The organism is Nitrospirillum goiasense, assembly GCF_034427435.1.
GTDB lineage: Bacteria > Pseudomonadota > Alphaproteobacteria > Azospirillales > Azospirillaceae > Nitrospirillum.
Genome location: NZ_JAXQNP010000001.1, coordinates 78,916 through 94,292, shown reverse-complemented (window position 1 = coordinate 94,292; position 15,377 = coordinate 78,916). Strand labels below are relative to the sequence as shown.

Sequence of the window (15,377 nt, the reverse complement as noted above, 5' to 3'; positions counted from 1 at the left end):
CTTAGCCGCTTCGAGCCGGGCTTGCCGACTGCGGTCAAAGCGCCGGCTGGTATTGGCGCTTCTGGGCCGTGTTCGCGAACACGGTCCTGATCATCTCCACATCCTCGTTGGTGACGCGGCTATGAAAGGGCAGGCAAATCAGCTGGTTCTTCAGGGTTTCGACGACTGGTATTTTCGACAGGCAGTGGATTGGACAGGACATGTACGGCGTAAAGTCGGTGCAGATCGGGTAGAAGTACTTGCGCGCGAAGATGCCGACATCCTTCAGGTGGGAATACAGATCGTCACGCGACGCGCCGAAGCGCGTCGCATCGATCCGCAGTGGATAGTACTGTTCCGAACGTGAAACGCCGGGCTGGTCCACCTGTAGGGAGACGCCGTCGAACCCGGATAGGAACTCGTTGTATTTGGTCCTGAGGCTTGCCCTCGCCTGCTGTTCGGCACGGTAGAGATCGAGGTTCAGGAGGCCGATGGCAGCCTGGATCTCATTCATCTTGCCGTTGATACCAACGTCGATGACCTCTTCCTCGTTCTTGATGCCGAAGTTACGCAGCATGTAGATCTTGCGCGCGTCAATCATGTTGGGCGTGGTGATGGCGCCACCCTCGATGGTGGTGTAGAGCTTCGTTGCATGGAACGAGAAGGCGGTCGCGTCGCCGAAGCCACCGATGCCTGCGCCATTTACCGTCACGCTGAATGCATGAGCAGCGTCATAGATGATCTTCAGGCCGAATTCCTGTGACACCTCGGCCAAACCGTCCAGATCACAGACAGTGCCATAGGTGTGGACGCCCAGGATCGCCCGCGTGCGTGGGGTGATCGCCTTACGAACAGCGGCGGGGTCGAGCGTCATGGTCCGGGGATCAACGTCAGCGAAGACCGGCGTCAGGCCATTCCAGGCGATGGAATGGGGCGTGGCGGCGAAAGTGAGCGGTGTCGTGATGACTTCCGCGCCCGGTTCCAAGTCGAACATCTTCAGCGCGGCCAGCAGCGCGCTCGTGCCGTTGTTGAACAGCATCGCCGTTGGGACGCGCAGTTCCTCGCAAAGGCGTTCCTCCAACAACTCATGATAGGGGCCATGGTTGGTGACAATACCGCTTTCCCAGATATTTCCGATCATCTTGGCCAGCGCTCCCAGCTCGGGGAGCATGGGAGACGCGACATAGAGAGGCTTTGTCCGTTTCATCAAAAATTCCCCTTTGACCGGCTGAGTACCTCAACTGCTTGCTGGCAAGTGAAGGTTGGGATTGCGCACTTCGAATGCACGTCATGGCGCTCGGATGTTGAATCATCGATGAAGATCGACGCCTTACCTGTGATCGCAGAGGACTTAAAGGCGCACGGTTCCACTTCAATGATGCTGGTGAACAGGCTGGCCGCGATGCAGAGGCTGTCCAGCGTATGCAGGGGGGCCCGCCCATGAACCGCGCGATGTCGGGTTATCAGGTGGACCCGCTTTCCCTGATTGCGCCAATGATAGATCAGGCCCATCAGGTCGCTGTTGACCTTATCCTGGAAGATCAACGTATCGTCGAGATCGACGTAGACCGTATCGAACATTAACTCTACATAATATCGCGGATACAGGGCGCTGTCCCTGACCATCCCGTATTCATTGGTGAACACGGTCAGGTCCTTACCCATACGGTCATAAAGGGCCAACAGCGGGAGGTTGGCGCCCTTCCCCCTGAAATAGCCCATAGCGCCGGACACTCGGGTCGCGATCTCCATTAGCACGGGGGTACCGTCCGCCCGTCGCTTGGCCTGGAAGAACCACATGCCTCGGAATCTCAGCGCCGCGTTGATCCGCCGCGCCATCTCGACCAGGGCGGCATCCTCGATCCCGCACGTCGACACTGAGATGCCATTGCTGGTCCTGACGCGCTGGCGGGCACCGGCGAAGCGCAACTCGCCATGCCGGTCAGTGAAGCAGTCGACCGTATATTCGTCACCGGGCAGGAATTCCAGCAGCAACTCCGCCCGGGAGATACCGCCCACCGGGTCGCCTGTCTCGATCTTCCTAGTGCCTTTGGAGCCTTGGCCGCAATCCGGCTTTACGAATAGGGGGCGGTCAGCGGTGCCGAGGAAGTCTTCGGGACGGTATTCTTCGGGCGTGGCGACCACGTCGCACAAAGCGGCATAGGTCGCCCGCTTGGAGCGCGCCACGATGTCCGTAGCGTAGCCACTGCTGATGATCCCAGGCGCTTGGCCCTCGGGACGGTCGGCAGCCCAGCGGGACAGGGTGACTATGACGTCGTCATGAGCGGGAAATACATATTCGATTTCGAAACAGCGGCTCGTCTCTTCGAATTTCGCGATGAAGTCCGGAGCCGCAAAGAACGGTAGGTGAGGCGCCATCCGCTCATAGGTGTAGGCGCTGTGATCGCACGCAGAGGTCGCGCCGATCAGATTGATGCCGCGCACGTGACGTAGCGCCCGCTCGATTTCAAGCCCCACCTCAGTGCCGGCGGGGAAGACCAGGACATTAACCACTTTAATCCTCCAGCCAACACGACTCCGCCGGTCTGCGGAACCGCCCATGGCGGACCGCATCCAGAATCACGAAGCCATCAGAGGATGAATCAATAGGGTGTCTGCTCTTGTCTTTCAAAATAATCATCCCGGTCTAAAGAATTTTTATAAAATACGTTGCTTTATGCATGACTGATTTGATATACTGCTTAGGACGCTTGCAGCCCCGCTAACCCTCACTGGAGGCGAAATCCGCTCTCCAGGCAAATTCAAATAAGCTAGAGAATATCTTGCCGAGCATCTTAGGTCAATTCGGGGACGGGATCTATGCTGATGTGCTCAGAAATTTGCAGCGCTGTATTCAGCGGAAGGACCCAATGGCTGCCTTCGATCTGAAAGCCACCACGAGCATACAGATCACGCGAGAGGACGTTGGCATCGGTTTCAATTATCTGGCCCCGTAATTCAGAGGAGCCTCTCCGCTTCATATCCTCGGCGATGAGGATCAGGGCCGCCAACTCGACTTCGAGCCCGATAACTCGGCAGCTCATGACGAATGACGGAAGCTCGTCACCGGCACAGACTGCGATTACCACGGCGCCATACTTCGTGAAGCGGTCCTGGACCTCAAAGGCGTATATGACGCCGCCATTCTTCATGACGGCATTCAATTCCATCTCGTCCCAACGCTTTCCGGTCGTATTGAACTGATTTGTCTTGTTTAGGAGCTCGTGCGCCCGCTTAAACAGCGGATGTGAAGCGTCCTTGATTCGATGGCAGCTCAGTTTCACGCTTAGGGAGTGCAGGAACTCCTCTTTTGAAAGGGTCTTCCTTTCAATTTCGCGGGCAATCTGCTTCTGCACCATTTCGCTACGACCTAGAGCTTCCTTGGTGATGTGAGCCACCTGAGTTTCGCTCGACCACAACAGAACGCGCCGGATCGCGTACGGTTCGGCGCCGAGAATCCGAATATCGGGGAAGGCTGCCCTGACTTCCTCACGTTCCCGAGGATTGTCGTCCACGAAGACGGCGTTGCGCGGAAGAAGGTTCACCTCATTCAAGATCTCGGCGACACTCTCTGATTTGGGACTCCAGTTGATCTTGACAGAGACGAAGTTGCTGAGCGGGAAGCGATGTTGGAACAGTTCCTGCCAGATGTCTGCGATCTTGTCATGGTCATTCTTGCTGGCGATGGCGAGTAGAATGCCGCGCTGCCGCAGGAAGGACAGCGCTTCTAGGAAGCCATAGTGCAGCCCTTCGAAAAGGAAGTTGTGATCCAGGGAGGACTTCTCTTCCGCGATCACGCCGCGCCACAGTGTATCGTCTAGGTCAATGATGACGATCTTCACAGAGTCCACTTGGCGGGCAGTTCGCGCTATCGCCACGCTTTCGGCGCAGAGGGTGCGATAAAACTCATCAGGAAGAATGCTAACGGTCTCGCGGAGGGAGGTAATCGGTTCGATACGCTGATTGGACTCGTTCCGCTGCGCCTCGAAGTCCCGAAAATCCTGGTCGGTCATGATGCCCGCGTGGCTCAGCTTCCAGATCGAGTCGTCCTGAATGTGGCGCTTGCCGATACTGCTGGCGATGGCGTTGACGTCGATGACATAAGCGTTGTTGATCTGATCAATATAGTCGGAAAGTTTTTCGTTCAGCTTCTCAATATAATAGACGGGATTGCGTAAATCATTGCGCGGCATCAACCGGCCAAGTGGATTTTGCTGCGGAACGAGAAAGTTACTGACAATTGTTAGGAGGCCAAACTCTTGATTGAAGCGCAGCAGTGCTTCCAGCAGACGAAACATTGATGCCAGCGACTCTTGGAATCTACGTTCTGCATCCTCTTTATCAAAGGGCGGTTGCCCCAGATAGCTGTTAAGATGCATGATGTGGTCCATGGGAATGGACGACAATTGGAAATCAAAATCACCACCGCTGATGTCTGTTCGTGAATTCTCAATAAGGCCGACATGTATAAATGTCGTTTCTATACCATAAATTTCTTTGAAGTGATGCGCCGAGAATGAAACCGTACAGGATCCGACAAGTAAAACCTTCTTGAACGGGCCGGCATTAAGGGTCAGATCCGTCGGTGCAAAAAATTTATGACTGTTAGTGATAACCATCTGAAATTCCCAACCATGAAGGCCCATCGACCGCAGCGATTAGTGGCAATATATTTTAATCCTATCTATCCTGGAAGCTGGAATCTTTCCATGGGTCAGTTTGAGTCGAGTGAGCCGCAGTTCACCCTGAAAAAAGCCGCATAACCTGAGCTGGTCCCCATTGTCTGGACAGGTTTGACCGGTCATTAAGCTCGGGTTCCGCTCTCATGGTTTCTTAAGCTGCCACAGCCAGGGAGCCCCGTCCTCCCTGGGCAGCAGAAATAGACCTCACCGGGGTTTTATAAGCCAGCCCTTGATGCGGTCGTTGGGTGTTGTAGGCGGCCAGCCAAGCGCCGATCCCGGCGCGGGCCGCCAACCCGGTGTCATAGGCCCGCAGATAAACGTCCTCGTATTTCAGGCTGCGCCACAGCCGCTCCACAAAGACGTTGTCGATGCATCGCCCCTTGCCATCCATGCTGATCTTGACGCCCGCGTCGGTCAGCACGCCGGTGAAGGCCGCGCTGGTGAATTGGCTGCCCTGGTCGCTGTTGAAAATCTTCGGCTTGCCATGCTGGCTCAGGGCTTCCTCCAGCGCCTCGATGCAGAAATCCGCCTCCATCGTGTTCGACAGCCGCCAAGACAGGACCTTGCGGTTGAACCAGTCCATGATCGCCACCAGATACAGAAACCCCACGGCATGGGGATGAACGTGATATCGGTGGCCCACACCTGGTTCGGCGGGTCGATCGCCAGATCCCGCAGCAGGTAGGGATAGATCTTTGTGCGCCGGATGCGGCTTGCTAGTGTTCGGCTGCTGCCAGATCACCGGCAAGCCCATCCCCCCCCATCAGCCGCCGCACCCACTTGCGGTTGACGGCATGGCCGGACCGGCGCAGCACCACCGTCATTCGGCGCGATCCATAGCACGGGGTCTCCAGGAACTGCCGGTCGATCAGGTCCATCAGCGCCAGGTCGGACCCGTTGTCATTGACCGGCCGGTAATAAAAGCTCGACCGGTTAAGACCGATCAGCGCGCATTGCGGCGCCACCGATAGGTCGGGGTGCTCAGGTCGGATCATCGCCCGCTTCTCCGCCCGGCTCATTTGCCGAGCGCGCGCGACAAAAAATCAATCTGCACCTTCTGTTGGCCGATCTGCTTGTACAACTCGTCCGTCAGCCCTTCCGCCTCCTTGGCAGAACGCTCCCCAGCCGCTCGACACCGACGACGCTCCTGCCGTCAGCGCCCGCTTCCACTCATTCACCAGCGTATGATGAACGCCGTGCTTGGCCCGCGATCTCTGGCACCGTCTGCTCACCCCGCAGGGCCTCCAGCGCTACCTTCGCCTTGAACGTCGCGCTGTGGTTGCGTCTTGTCGACTTGCTCATGCTTCTTGCATCCTCTCTCCGTTGCCGGACAGCAAAAACCGAGCTTAACCACCTGTCCAGGTTTTCGGGGCCAGCTCAGTCTATGTCTGCGGTACATCTGTGCACGTGATAAAGAGTCTCACTCAGAGACACTATTTTACACACTACATCGCCTGAAAGACACGCCCATGCCCACCCCAACCGCCAAAATCCCCGCCACCGTCATCACCGGCTTCCTGGGTGCCGGCAAGACCACGCTGATTCGCGGGCTGCTGCAAAACCCGGGCGGCCGCCGCTTGGCCCTCATCATCAATGAATTCGGTGACGTCGGCGTGGACGGCGCGGTGCTGAAAGGGTGTGGCGATACGGCCTGCCCGGAGGATCGGGTGATCGAATTGGCCAACGGCTGCCTGTGCTGCACGGTGGCGGATGATTTCGTGCCGGCGCTGGAGTCGTTGCTGAACCGGAATGATCCGCCGGACCACATCCTGATCGAGACCAGCGGCCTGGCCCTGCCCAAGCCGCTGGTGCGCGCCTTCACCTGGCCGGCCGTGCGGTCCCGCGTCACGGTGGACGGCGTGGTGGCGGTGGTGGCGGCCGACGCCGTGGCCGAGGGCCGCTTCGCCCCCGATGCCGAGGCCCTGGCGCGGCAGAAGGCGGCCATGGAGGCCGGCGATGCCACGGTGGAACACGAGACCCCGGTGCAGGAGGTGTTCGAGGACCAGGTGCTGTGCGCCGACCTGATCCTGGTCAGCAAGACCGACCTGGTGGATGAGGCCGGTTTGGCCGCCGTGGCCGACACCGTACGCGCCCTGCGTCCCACCGCCCCGCCCCTGGTGCGCGTGGCCCATGGCGATGTCGATCCCAACGTGCTGCTGGGCCTGTCGGCCGCGGCCGAGGCCGACCTGGACGCCCGAATCAGTCATCATGACAACGAGGATGACCACGACCACGACGACTTCACCAGCTTCGTGGCCGACCTGCCCTCCCAGGCCGACCCGGAGACCCTGGTCCGTCGGCTGGGCGAGGTCGCCCAGCGGTTCGGCATCCTGCGTCTCAAGGGTTTCGTCGACGTGCCGGGCAAGCCCATGCGCCTGCTGGTCCAGGGCGTGGGCACCCGTATCCAGACCAGCTATGACCGGCTGTGGGCGCCGAACGAGGCGCGGCGCAGCCGATTGGTGGTGATCGGTGAGACGGGCCTGGACAGGGCGGCCATCGAGGCGGCGCTGGCCGCCTGACGGGCGATGCGGTTGGGCGTGGACATAAACCCCAATCCGCCTGTTGACCAATCCACCTGTTGAATTGACGGCGTAGAGAGGCTAGAGCGGCGTAGCGCTCGCTTTTCGTCTCTCAGTGTCGTCTCCCACGGGTCCCGCCCTTCCCATGCACCTGCTGCCCACCCAGGCCGAGGATCTGCTGGCGTCGCCCCAGGCGGAAGATTTGGGGCAGACGCCGGCGGACTGCGTGCTGCTGTCCTTCTCCGACAGCGACCTGTCGGCCGTAGCGGCCGCCTATCATGGCCTGGGTGATGTCCCTTGGCGCCCCACGTTGCGCCTGGCCAACCTGTCGCGCCTGGGTCACCCGCTGTCCGTCGACCTGTATGTCGAGAGCGTGGTGTCGCGGGCGCGCTTGGTCATCCTGCGCTTGAACGGCGGTGCCGCCTACTGGCGCTATGGCCTGGAGCAGGTGGCGGAGACATGCAGCACTCAGGGCATTCCCCTGGCCGTCCTGCCGGGCGAAGCCAAGGCGGACCCCGGGCTGGACGCCGCCTGCACCGTGGACCTGGGCGTCGCGCAACGGCTGTGGCGCTGCTTCGTCGAGGGTGGGCCGGAAAACATGGCGCGCCTGCTGGCCTTGGCCGCCCATCTGGCGGGATGCCCCGCGCCGGCCGACCTGGCGGCTGGGGAGCCGCAGCCCCTGCCCCGCTTCGGCCGCCATCAGGGATGGATGTCCAAAAGAACCGACGGCGGGCCGCCCCCCGGCAAAGCGCCGCCCTGGTCTTCTACCGATCCTATCTGCAGGCCGGCAATCTCCCAGCCCTGCATGCCCTGGCCGACGCGCTGGACCGGCGCGGCCTGGCGCCCCACCTCTATTACGCGGCCAGCCTGAAGGAAGCCGATGCCGCCCGCTGGCTGGCATCGGAGTTGGCGACGTTGCGCCCCGCCATCGTGCTGAACGCCACATTCTTTTCCGCCCGGCAAGGCCCCGACGATGCCTCCCCTTTGGATGCCGCCGGCGTGCCGGTGGTGCAGGTCACCCTGTCGACGGGGACGGAGGCGCTATGGGAAAAGGCCCGCGCCGGCCTGGGCCCCGCCGACCTGGCCATGAACGTGGTGCTGCCGGAGATGGATGGGCGCCTGGCCGGCCCGGCCATCGCCTTCAAGGCGGCGGCGGACTGGGACCCCGCGCTGGAATACGCCCCCATGGTCAGCCGCCCCCGCGCTGACCGGGTGGAGGCGCTGGCCGACAAGGCGGCCGCCTGGGCCCGCCTGGCGGCGACCCCGCCGGCCGGGCGCCGCGTGGCCCTGGTGCTGTCCGACTATCCGGCGCGCGGCGGCATCGGCCTGGCCCTGGGGCTGGACACACCGGCCAGCACCCTGGCCCTGCTGGCGGCCCTGGCCGACGCTGGCTATGCGGTGAGCGATAGGCCGGCCGACGGCGCCGCCCTGATGGCGAATCTACGCCGGCCCGTGGACACCCTGGCGCCGGGCTTGGGCCTAGCGGACTATGCCCGGCTGATGGAACCTGCGGCCCTGGCCGCCATCACCGACCGCTGGGGCCCACCGGAGGCCGACCCGCTGGCACACGACGGCGTCCTGCGCTTCCGTGTGCAGGCTTGTGGCAACCTGCTGGTCGCGGTGCAGCCCAGCCGTGGCCACGGCGCCATCGACAGCGCCGCCCATCACGATCCCGACACACCCCCCAGCCACGGCTACGCCGCCTTTCACCTGTGGCTGCGCCATGTCGTGGACATCCACGCCCTGGTCCAGGTGGGCGCCCATGGCACGCTGGAGTGGCTGCCGGGCAAGGCCGTGGCCCTGTCCGCCGACTGCTGGCCGGAGCGGCTGGCCGGTTCCCTGCCCGTCCTCTATCCCTATATCGCCACAAACCCGGGGGAAGGGGTGCAGGCCCGCCGCCGCCTGGGTGCGGTGCTGGTCGGCCACCTGCCGCCGCCGCCGGTGCCGGCCGGCCTCTATGGCGACCTGGCGGAGTTGGAGCAGGCGCTGGACGAATACGCCCAGGCGCAAAGCCTGGATCCGCGCCGCCTGCCCACGCTGCGCGCCCGCATCCGCGATCTGGCGTGGCAGGCCGGCGTCGCCCGCGACCTGAACCTGGCCCAGGACCCCACCACGGGCGACCTGCCCGACGACGCTCTGACCCGGCTGGACGCCCATCTCTGCGATATCAAGGAAATGCAGATCCGTGATGGGCTGCATGTCTTTGGAGTAGCGCCGGACAAAGATGCCCAGGCGGCCTTCCTGGCCGCCATCGCCCGTTTCCCCCGCCGGGGCCAGCCGGCGCTGACCGAGGCGCTGGCCCGCGACCTGGGCCTGGCCGGCACGCTAGAGGACCTGTTCGCGGGTGAGACCGCCACCCCCTGGCCCCATCCCCTGCCAGCAGTGCTGGCCGTGCGAACCGGAAAAGCCCCCAGTGCGGGCCGGGTGCGGGCTGCATTGGATGGGATGGTGCGGGATCTGGTGACGGGCAAGATTATTCCGGATACGGAATGGAATAAAACACGCGAAGGCTTGACCGCCCTGGATGCCGAGGTGCCGCCCGTCTTGGGCGCCAGCGGCCCAGCCGAAATGGCGGCCCTGCTGGCGGGGTTGGACGGCCGCTTCGTCGCCCCCGGCCCCGGTGGATCACCGGCGCGGGGGCGAGCGGATGTGCTGCCCACCGGCCGCAACCTGTACGCCATCGACCCCCGCGCCGTGCCCACGCCCACCGCCTGGGCCCTGGGCTGGAAGGGGGCGGACGCCGTGCTGACCCGTCACCTGCAGGATCAGGGCGACTGGCCCCGCCAATTGGTGGTGGATTGCTGGGGCAGCCCCACCCTGCGCACCGGCGGCGAGGAGCTGGCCCAGGCCCTGGCCCTGATGGGCGTGCGCCCCCTGTGGGAGGCCGGCAGCGGCCGGGTGACGGGAATCGAGGTGCTGCCGGCCACAGTCCTGGGCCGGCCGCGCGTGGACGTGACCCTGCGCATTTCCGGCCTGTTCCGCGACATGTTCCCGGCGCAGCTGGCGCTGTTCGACCAGGCGGCACGCAAGGTGGCGGGACTGGAGGAGGCGGACGCGGTGAACCCCCTGGCCGCGGCGGTGCGGGCCGACCGCGATGTCCTGATGGCCAGTGGCCTGGACGCCGCTACCGCCGCACGCCACGCCAGCGCCCGCGTCTATGGCGCCGCCCCCGGCGGCTATGGCACCGGTCTGGCGCAACCGCTGGCCACCGGCGACTGGCAGGCGCGCGATCAGCTGGGTGCCGCCTATCTCGACACCGGCTGTCATGCCTATGGCCTGGACCTGAACGGCGTACCCCTGCCTGCCCTGTTCCGACGCCGCGTGGGCCTGGCCGACGCCCTGGTCCATATCCAGGACCAACGCGAGACCGACGTGCTGGACAATGACGGCATGACCCAGTTCGAGGGCGGGTTCGCAGCCGCCGCCGGCCTGCTGGGCAACGCCCCCATCCTCTACCATGTCGACAGCGCCGAGCCGGACCGCATCACGCCCCGCACCCTGGCGGAGGAGGCGGCCCGGGTGGTGCGCGGCCGCGCCGCCAACCCGCGCTGGATCGATGGGCAGCGCCGCCATGGCTTCAGCGGCGCCGCCAACCTGGCACGCACGGTGGATGGCGCGGTGGCCCTGGCCGCCCTGGCCGGCGCCGTGCGGTCGCATCAGGTCGACAGCCTGTTTGACGCCTATGTGGCCGATGAGGAAACCTGGGCCTTCCTGACCGACAGCAATCCAGACGCCGCCCGCCAGATCCTGGACCGGTTCAAGGAAGCCTGGCAGCGGGGCCTATGGCATCCCCGGCGCAACTCGACACCCGAAGACCTGGCCCGCCTGCGCAAGGAACTGACATGACCGCCGCCGTCATCAACCCGCCGCGTGTGCGCGGCGCCTGCCCGGGGGCCCTGGTGCCCATGGCGGTGGCCGACGGCCTGCTGGTACGTCTGCGCATCCCCGGCGGCAGGCTGACCGGACCCATGATGGCGGCGATTTGCGATTTGGCCGAGCGCCACGGCAACGGCCTGGTGGACTTGAGTCAGCGCGCCAACCTGCAACTGCGCGGCGTCCGCCCCGAAACGCTGTCCCCCCTGACCGATGCCCTGCGCGACCTGGGCCTGGTCAACGGCGACCCGGCGGCGGAGCGGGTGCGCAATGTGCTGTGCAGCCCCACCTGTGGCCTGGACCCGGCCTGCGCGCCGGTGCGCCCTCTGGCCCTGGCGCTGGACGTCGCCCTGAGTGACAGCCTCGACCTGTGGAGCGCCCTTCCCGCCAAGTTCAGCTTTGTCCTGAACGGTGGTGGTCAAGCGCCCCTGGCCGATGCCGTGGGCGATATCCGTTTCGACGCCCTGCCCGGCACCGCCCTGTTCCGGGTGGCGGTGGGGGGTGACCAGGCGAGCGCCACGCCCCTGGGCGTCTGCGCCGCCGACACGGTGGTAGGCACGGCCCTCACCCTGGCCCGCGCCTACCTCCGCCTATCCGCCGGCCGCTATCGCCGCTTGGCCGCCCTGGTGGCGGCAGAGGGCACGTCCGGCTTGGCCGCACACGTTTCCCTGGGGCCGCCGCCGGTCACCGCCTCTCTGCCAAGTCTGCACCTGAACCAGGTGCTGGGCGCCCAGGCGGGTTGGGTGGGGCTCGCCTTCCCCTTCGGCGGGCTGAGCACTGAACGGCTGGCGCTGGTCGCCCACATGACACCGGCCTTGCGCCTGACACCCTGGCGCGCCCTGCTGCTGGAAGGGAACGGCGGGAACGAGCCTGTGGATATCTTCCAGCCGCTGGGCTTCATCCTGGCGCCTGATGATCCCCGCCTGGCCCTGTCGGCGTGCAGCGGCCGTGGCGCTTGTGATTCGGGACTGACGGACGCGCGGCGGGACGCGCTGGCCCTGGCCCAGGTGGCGCCCCGGCTGCTGGCGCGCGGGCATATCCACGTGTCGGCCTGCGCCAAGGGCTGCGCCCACCCGGCACCGGCGCTGGTCACCCTGACGGCGCGGGACGGTCAGGCGGGCAACCCGGTTTATGATATCGGCCTGCTGGCCGCCGCCGGAGGGATGGCGCAATGGCGCGGCGTCTCACCGGCGCGCGCGACATCGCTGGTGGCGGCGCTCGAAGCTGTCTATACCGACCGCAGGCGGCTGGATGAGGATCCGGCCGCCTTCATCACCCGCCTGGGCGGACCGGCCGAGCTGGCTGCCCTGGTCGAGGCCCATGCCGCGTAGAGGAATGCCCGCCGTTGTCCAGCCCTGAGTCCCCCAACCCCGGCGCGCCCCTTCCCCCGGTTCCGGCACGGTACGACTACATCCGCGACGGGGCGGCCATCTATGCCCGGTCCTTCGCCATCATCCGGGAAGAAGCCAGGTTGGACCACCTGCCGGAGGATTTGCGTGCCGTGGCCGTGCGCATCATTCACGCGGCGGGCCTGGTGGAAACCGCCGACCACCTGTTGTTCTCGCCCGATGTCGGCACCGCCGCCCGGGCCGCCCTGCGCGCCGGCGCCCCCATCCTGTGCGACGCCCAAATGGTGGCGCACGGCGTCACCCGCGCCCGGCTGCCGGCCAATAACGCCGTGATCTGCACCCTAACCGACCCCGCCGTGCCCACCCTGGCGAGCGAGCTGGGCACCACCCGTTCGGCGGCCGCGCTGGAACTATGGCGGCCGCATCTGGCGGGATCGGTGGTGGCTATCGGCAACGCGCCCACCGCCCTGTTCCACCTGCTGGAGATGATCGCAGCGGGCGCGCCACAGCCGGCCGCCATCCTGGGCTTCCCCGTCGGCTTCGTCGGCGCGGCGGAGAGCAAGGAGGCGCTGGCCGCCAACCCCTGGGGCCTGCCTTACCTGGCTGTGGCCGGGCGCCGAGGCGGCAGCGCCATGGCGGCGGCGGCGGTCAACGCCCTGGCCTCTGACCGGGAGTGATCGGCGTGACCCCAACCATCCCCGGCACCCTTTACGGCATCGGCACCGGCCCCGGTGACCCGGAACTGATGACCCTGAAGGCGGTGCGGCTGCTGCGGTCCTGCCCCGTGGTCGCCTATTTCGCCAAGCGCGGGGGGCCGGGCCAAGCGCGGCGCATCGCGGCGACGCATCTGGACGGCACCCAGCAGGAGGTGCCCATGGTCTATCCGGTCACCACCGAACTGCCGCCCGACAGCCCGGCCTATGCCGCCGCCATCGAGGGCTTTTTCGACGAGTCCGCCGAGCGTCTGGCCGCCCTGCTGGCGGCGGGCCAGTCGGTGGCGGTGCTGAACGAGGGCGACCCGTTCTTCTACGGGTCCTACATGCATCTGCACCTGCGCCTGGCCCCCCGCTTCAATGTGGAGGTGGTGCCGGGTGTGCCCTCGCTGCTGGGCTGCGCCGCGCAATTGCCCGTCCCGCTGACCATCCGCGACGACGTGCTGTCCGTCATCCCCGGCACCCTGGGGGAGGCGGCGTTGGCCGAGGCCCTGTCGCGGGCCGACGCGGCGGCGGTGATGAAGCTGGGCGGCAACCTGCCCAAGGTGCGCCGGGTGATCGAGAGCCTGGGCCTGACCGCCCGCGCCTGGTACGTGGAGCGTGGCACGACCGAGACCCAGCGGGTGCACCCCCTGGCCCAGGCGCCGGACGTCGCCCCCTACTTCGCCATGATCCTGATCCCCGGCCAGGGCAAGCGCGGCGACGTGCTGACGGCACGCCAGGCGACCAAGTCCGAGGTAGCTGAATGAGCGCCCTCGGTTCGCTGACGGTCGTGGGTTTGGGCCCCGGCCCTGATCGCTGGCTGACGCCGGAGGTGGCGGACGTGCTGGCGCACTCCACCGACCTGGTGGGGTATGGCCCCTATCTCGACCGCATCCCCCATAGCGCCTTTCACCGCCGCCACGGCTCCGACAACCGGGTGGAGCTGTCGCGGGCGCGCCTGGCCCTGGACCTGGCGGTGTCGGGCCGCCGGGTGGCCCTGGTGTCAGGCGGCGATCCCGGCGTCTTCGCCATGGCGTCCGCCCTGTTCGAGGCGCTGGAGTCCGCGGACGACCCCGCCTGGGCCGAGGTGCCGGTGCGGGTGTGCCCCGGCGTTTCCGCCATGCTGGCGGCGGCCGCGCGGGTGGGCGCCCCCCTGGGCCATGATTTCTGCGTGCTATCCCTGTCGGACAACCTGAAACCGTGGGATCTGGTGCTGAAACGCCTGCGCCTAGCGGCGGAGGGCGACTTCGTCATCGCCCTGTACAACCCCATCTCCAAGGCGCGGCCTTGGCAGTTGGGGGCCGCCCTGGACACCCTGCGCACGCTCAAGGACCCGGCCACGCCGGTGGTCCTCGCCCGCGCCGTGGGCCGGCATGACGAGGACGTGACCATCACCACCCTGGCCGACTGCGACCCCGCCACGGCGGACATGCGCACCCTGGTGCTGATCGGGTCCAGCCAAACCCGGCTGTTGCCCAAGGGTAAGGACGGCGACGTCTGGGTCTACACGCCGCGCGGCTATGCGGCGGTGGAGGACAGGTGAGCCACCAGCCAGGCCATAGCGTCCGACGCGGCGTAGAGCCGGGGCGCCGTTCCCGCCGGCGGCCGGTCAACCATAACCACGGGCAGGCCCAAGGCTCGTGCGGCGTCCAGCTTGGCCGCAGTGGCATCGCCGCCGCTGTTCTTGGTCACCAGGGTGCCGACGCCGTGGGCACGCAGCAGGGCTATTTCCCCGTCCAGCGTGTAAGGGCCCCGGTCCAGCACCAGGGCGGCATTGGACGGCAGGGCGTCCGGCGGATCCACCGCCCGCACCAGGAACCGCCGGTCCAGGGCCAGGAAGGGCTCCAGCTCCTGCCGGCCCACGGTCAAGAAGACAGTATCGGGCAGATCGGCCAGCGCCCCGGCCGCCGCCCCCATGTCCGGCACCAGGCACCAAGTATCGCCCAATCCCGCCACCCACGGCCGGCGGGTCAGCACGGCCAGGGGCACACCGGCGGCGGCGCAGGCCGCTTCGGCATTGGCGCTGATCTGGTTGGCGAAGGGATGGGTCGCGTCGATCACCGCTTGGACGCTTTCTGCCCTCAGGTAATCCGCCAAGCCCTGCGCACCGCCGAAGCCGCCCATGCGGGTGGGCAGGGGCTGCGGCGCCGGTTTGCGGGTGCGGCCGGCCAGCGACAGGGTGGTCTGGAAACGGGCGTCACCCGCCAGCAGCCCCGCCAATTGCCGCGCCTCCGTCGTGCCGCCCAGCACCAGTACCCGCATCGCCCCACCTTTCCCACC

The 15,377-nt window shown here is 65.9% G+C and carries 11 protein-coding genes and 1 pseudogene; 7 read left to right on the top strand and 5 right to left on the bottom strand.

Annotation, left to right across the window (positions count from 1 at the left end; genetic code table 11):
- Window positions 1-34: 34 nt before the first annotated feature.
- The 4 genes and pseudogenes from ULB03_RS00405 to ULB03_RS00390 form a co-directional block, all read right to left on the bottom strand.
- Complete coding sequence (locus tag ULB03_RS00405) at window positions 35-1,150, bottom strand: DegT/DnrJ/EryC1/StrS family aminotransferase (protein WP_322481352.1); 1,116 nt, start codon at window positions 1,148-1,150, stop codon at window positions 35-37.
- Between the two features lie 35 nt (window positions 1,151-1,185).
- Entirely contained in the window at window positions 1,186-2,493 is a 1,308-nt protein-coding gene (locus ULB03_RS00400; RefSeq protein ID WP_322481351.1) for an ATP-grasp domain-containing protein, read from the bottom strand.
- Window positions 2,494-2,774: 281 nt separating this feature from the next.
- Window positions 2,775-4,598 (bottom strand): HAD-IIIC family phosphatase, encoded by a 1,824-nt coding sequence (locus ULB03_RS00395; protein ID WP_322481350.1) that lies wholly within the window; start codon window positions 4,596-4,598, stop codon window positions 2,775-2,777.
- A 214-nt stretch (window positions 4,599-4,812) separates the two neighbouring features.
- Window positions 4,813-5,963 (bottom strand): annotated as a pseudogene (locus tag ULB03_RS00390) (IS3 family transposase).
- A gap of 167 nt (window positions 5,964-6,130) precedes the next feature.
- Between ULB03_RS00390 and cobW the strand changes: the two are divergent.
- From cobW to cobJ, 7 genes are all read left to right on the top strand, one after another.
- The gene (cobW, locus tag ULB03_RS00385; RefSeq protein WP_322481349.1) at window positions 6,131-7,180 is read left to right on the top strand and encodes a cobalamin biosynthesis protein CobW; all 1,050 of its coding nucleotides are present in this window, start codon (window positions 6,131-6,133) and stop codon (window positions 7,178-7,180) included.
- A gap of 145 nt (window positions 7,181-7,325) precedes the next feature.
- The gene (locus tag ULB03_RS00380) at window positions 7,326-8,051 is read left to right on the top strand and encodes a hypothetical protein (protein WP_322481348.1); all 726 of its coding nucleotides are present in this window, start codon (window positions 7,326-7,328) and stop codon (window positions 8,049-8,051) included.
- Window positions 7,937-11,026, top strand: a complete 3,090-nt coding sequence (gene cobN / locus ULB03_RS00375) for a cobaltochelatase subunit CobN (RefSeq protein ID WP_322481717.1) — start codon at window positions 7,937-7,939, stop codon at window positions 11,024-11,026. Before ULB03_RS00380 ends, cobN begins: the two co-directional genes overlap by 115 nt.
- Window positions 11,023-12,384: a precorrin-3B synthase gene (gene cobG, locus ULB03_RS00370; protein ID WP_322481347.1), complete on the top strand. Its 1,362-nt coding sequence runs from the start codon at window positions 11,023-11,025 to the stop codon at window positions 12,382-12,384. Before cobN ends, cobG begins: the two co-directional genes overlap by 4 nt.
- A gap of 14 nt (window positions 12,385-12,398) precedes the next feature.
- The gene (locus tag ULB03_RS00365) at window positions 12,399-13,079 is read left to right on the top strand and encodes a precorrin-8X methylmutase (RefSeq protein WP_322481346.1); all 681 of its coding nucleotides are present in this window, start codon (window positions 12,399-12,401) and stop codon (window positions 13,077-13,079) included.
- Window positions 13,080-13,084: 5 nt separating this feature from the next.
- Complete coding sequence (locus tag ULB03_RS00360) at window positions 13,085-13,864, top strand: precorrin-2 C(20)-methyltransferase (RefSeq protein WP_322481345.1); 780 nt, start codon at window positions 13,085-13,087, stop codon at window positions 13,862-13,864.
- Window positions 13,861-14,640: a precorrin-3B C(17)-methyltransferase gene (gene cobJ, locus ULB03_RS00355; RefSeq protein WP_322481344.1), complete on the top strand. Its 780-nt coding sequence runs from the start codon at window positions 13,861-13,863 to the stop codon at window positions 14,638-14,640. The genes ULB03_RS00360 and cobJ overlap by 4 nt, the downstream gene beginning before the upstream one ends.
- Here cobJ and ULB03_RS00350 read toward each other — a convergent pair.
- The gene (locus tag ULB03_RS00350) at window positions 14,616-15,359 is read right to left on the bottom strand and encodes a cobalt-precorrin-6A reductase (protein ID WP_322481343.1); all 744 of its coding nucleotides are present in this window, start codon (window positions 15,357-15,359) and stop codon (window positions 14,616-14,618) included. The genes cobJ and ULB03_RS00350 overlap by 25 nt on opposite strands.
- Window positions 15,360-15,377 lie beyond the last annotated feature (18 nt).

What these genes read in the sequence shown, in the direction of transcription:
- cobJ (WP_322481344.1), top strand. Translation starts at nt 13,861, where the DNA reads ATGAGCGCCCTCGGTTCGCTGACGGTCGTGGGTTTGGGCCCCGGCCCT.
- cobG (WP_322481347.1), top strand. Translation starts at nt 11,023, where the DNA reads ATGACCGCCGCCGTCATCAACCCGCCGCGTGTGCGCGGCGCCTGCCCG.
- ULB03_RS00395 (WP_322481350.1), bottom strand. Translation starts at nt 4,598, where the DNA reads ATGGTTATCACTAACAGTCATAAATTTTTTGCACCGACGGATCTGACC.
- ULB03_RS00380 (WP_322481348.1), top strand. Translation starts at nt 7,326, where the DNA reads ATGCACCTGCTGCCCACCCAGGCCGAGGATCTGCTGGCGTCGCCCCAG.
- cobW (WP_322481349.1), top strand. Translation starts at nt 6,131, where the DNA reads ATGCCCACCCCAACCGCCAAAATCCCCGCCACCGTCATCACCGGCTTC.
- ULB03_RS00350 (WP_322481343.1), bottom strand. Translation starts at nt 15,359, where the DNA reads ATGCGGGTACTGGTGCTGGGCGGCACGACGGAGGCGCGGCAATTGGCG.
- ULB03_RS00405 (WP_322481352.1), bottom strand. Translation starts at nt 1,150, where the DNA reads ATGCTCCCCGAGCTGGGAGCGCTGGCCAAGATGATCGGAAATATCTGG.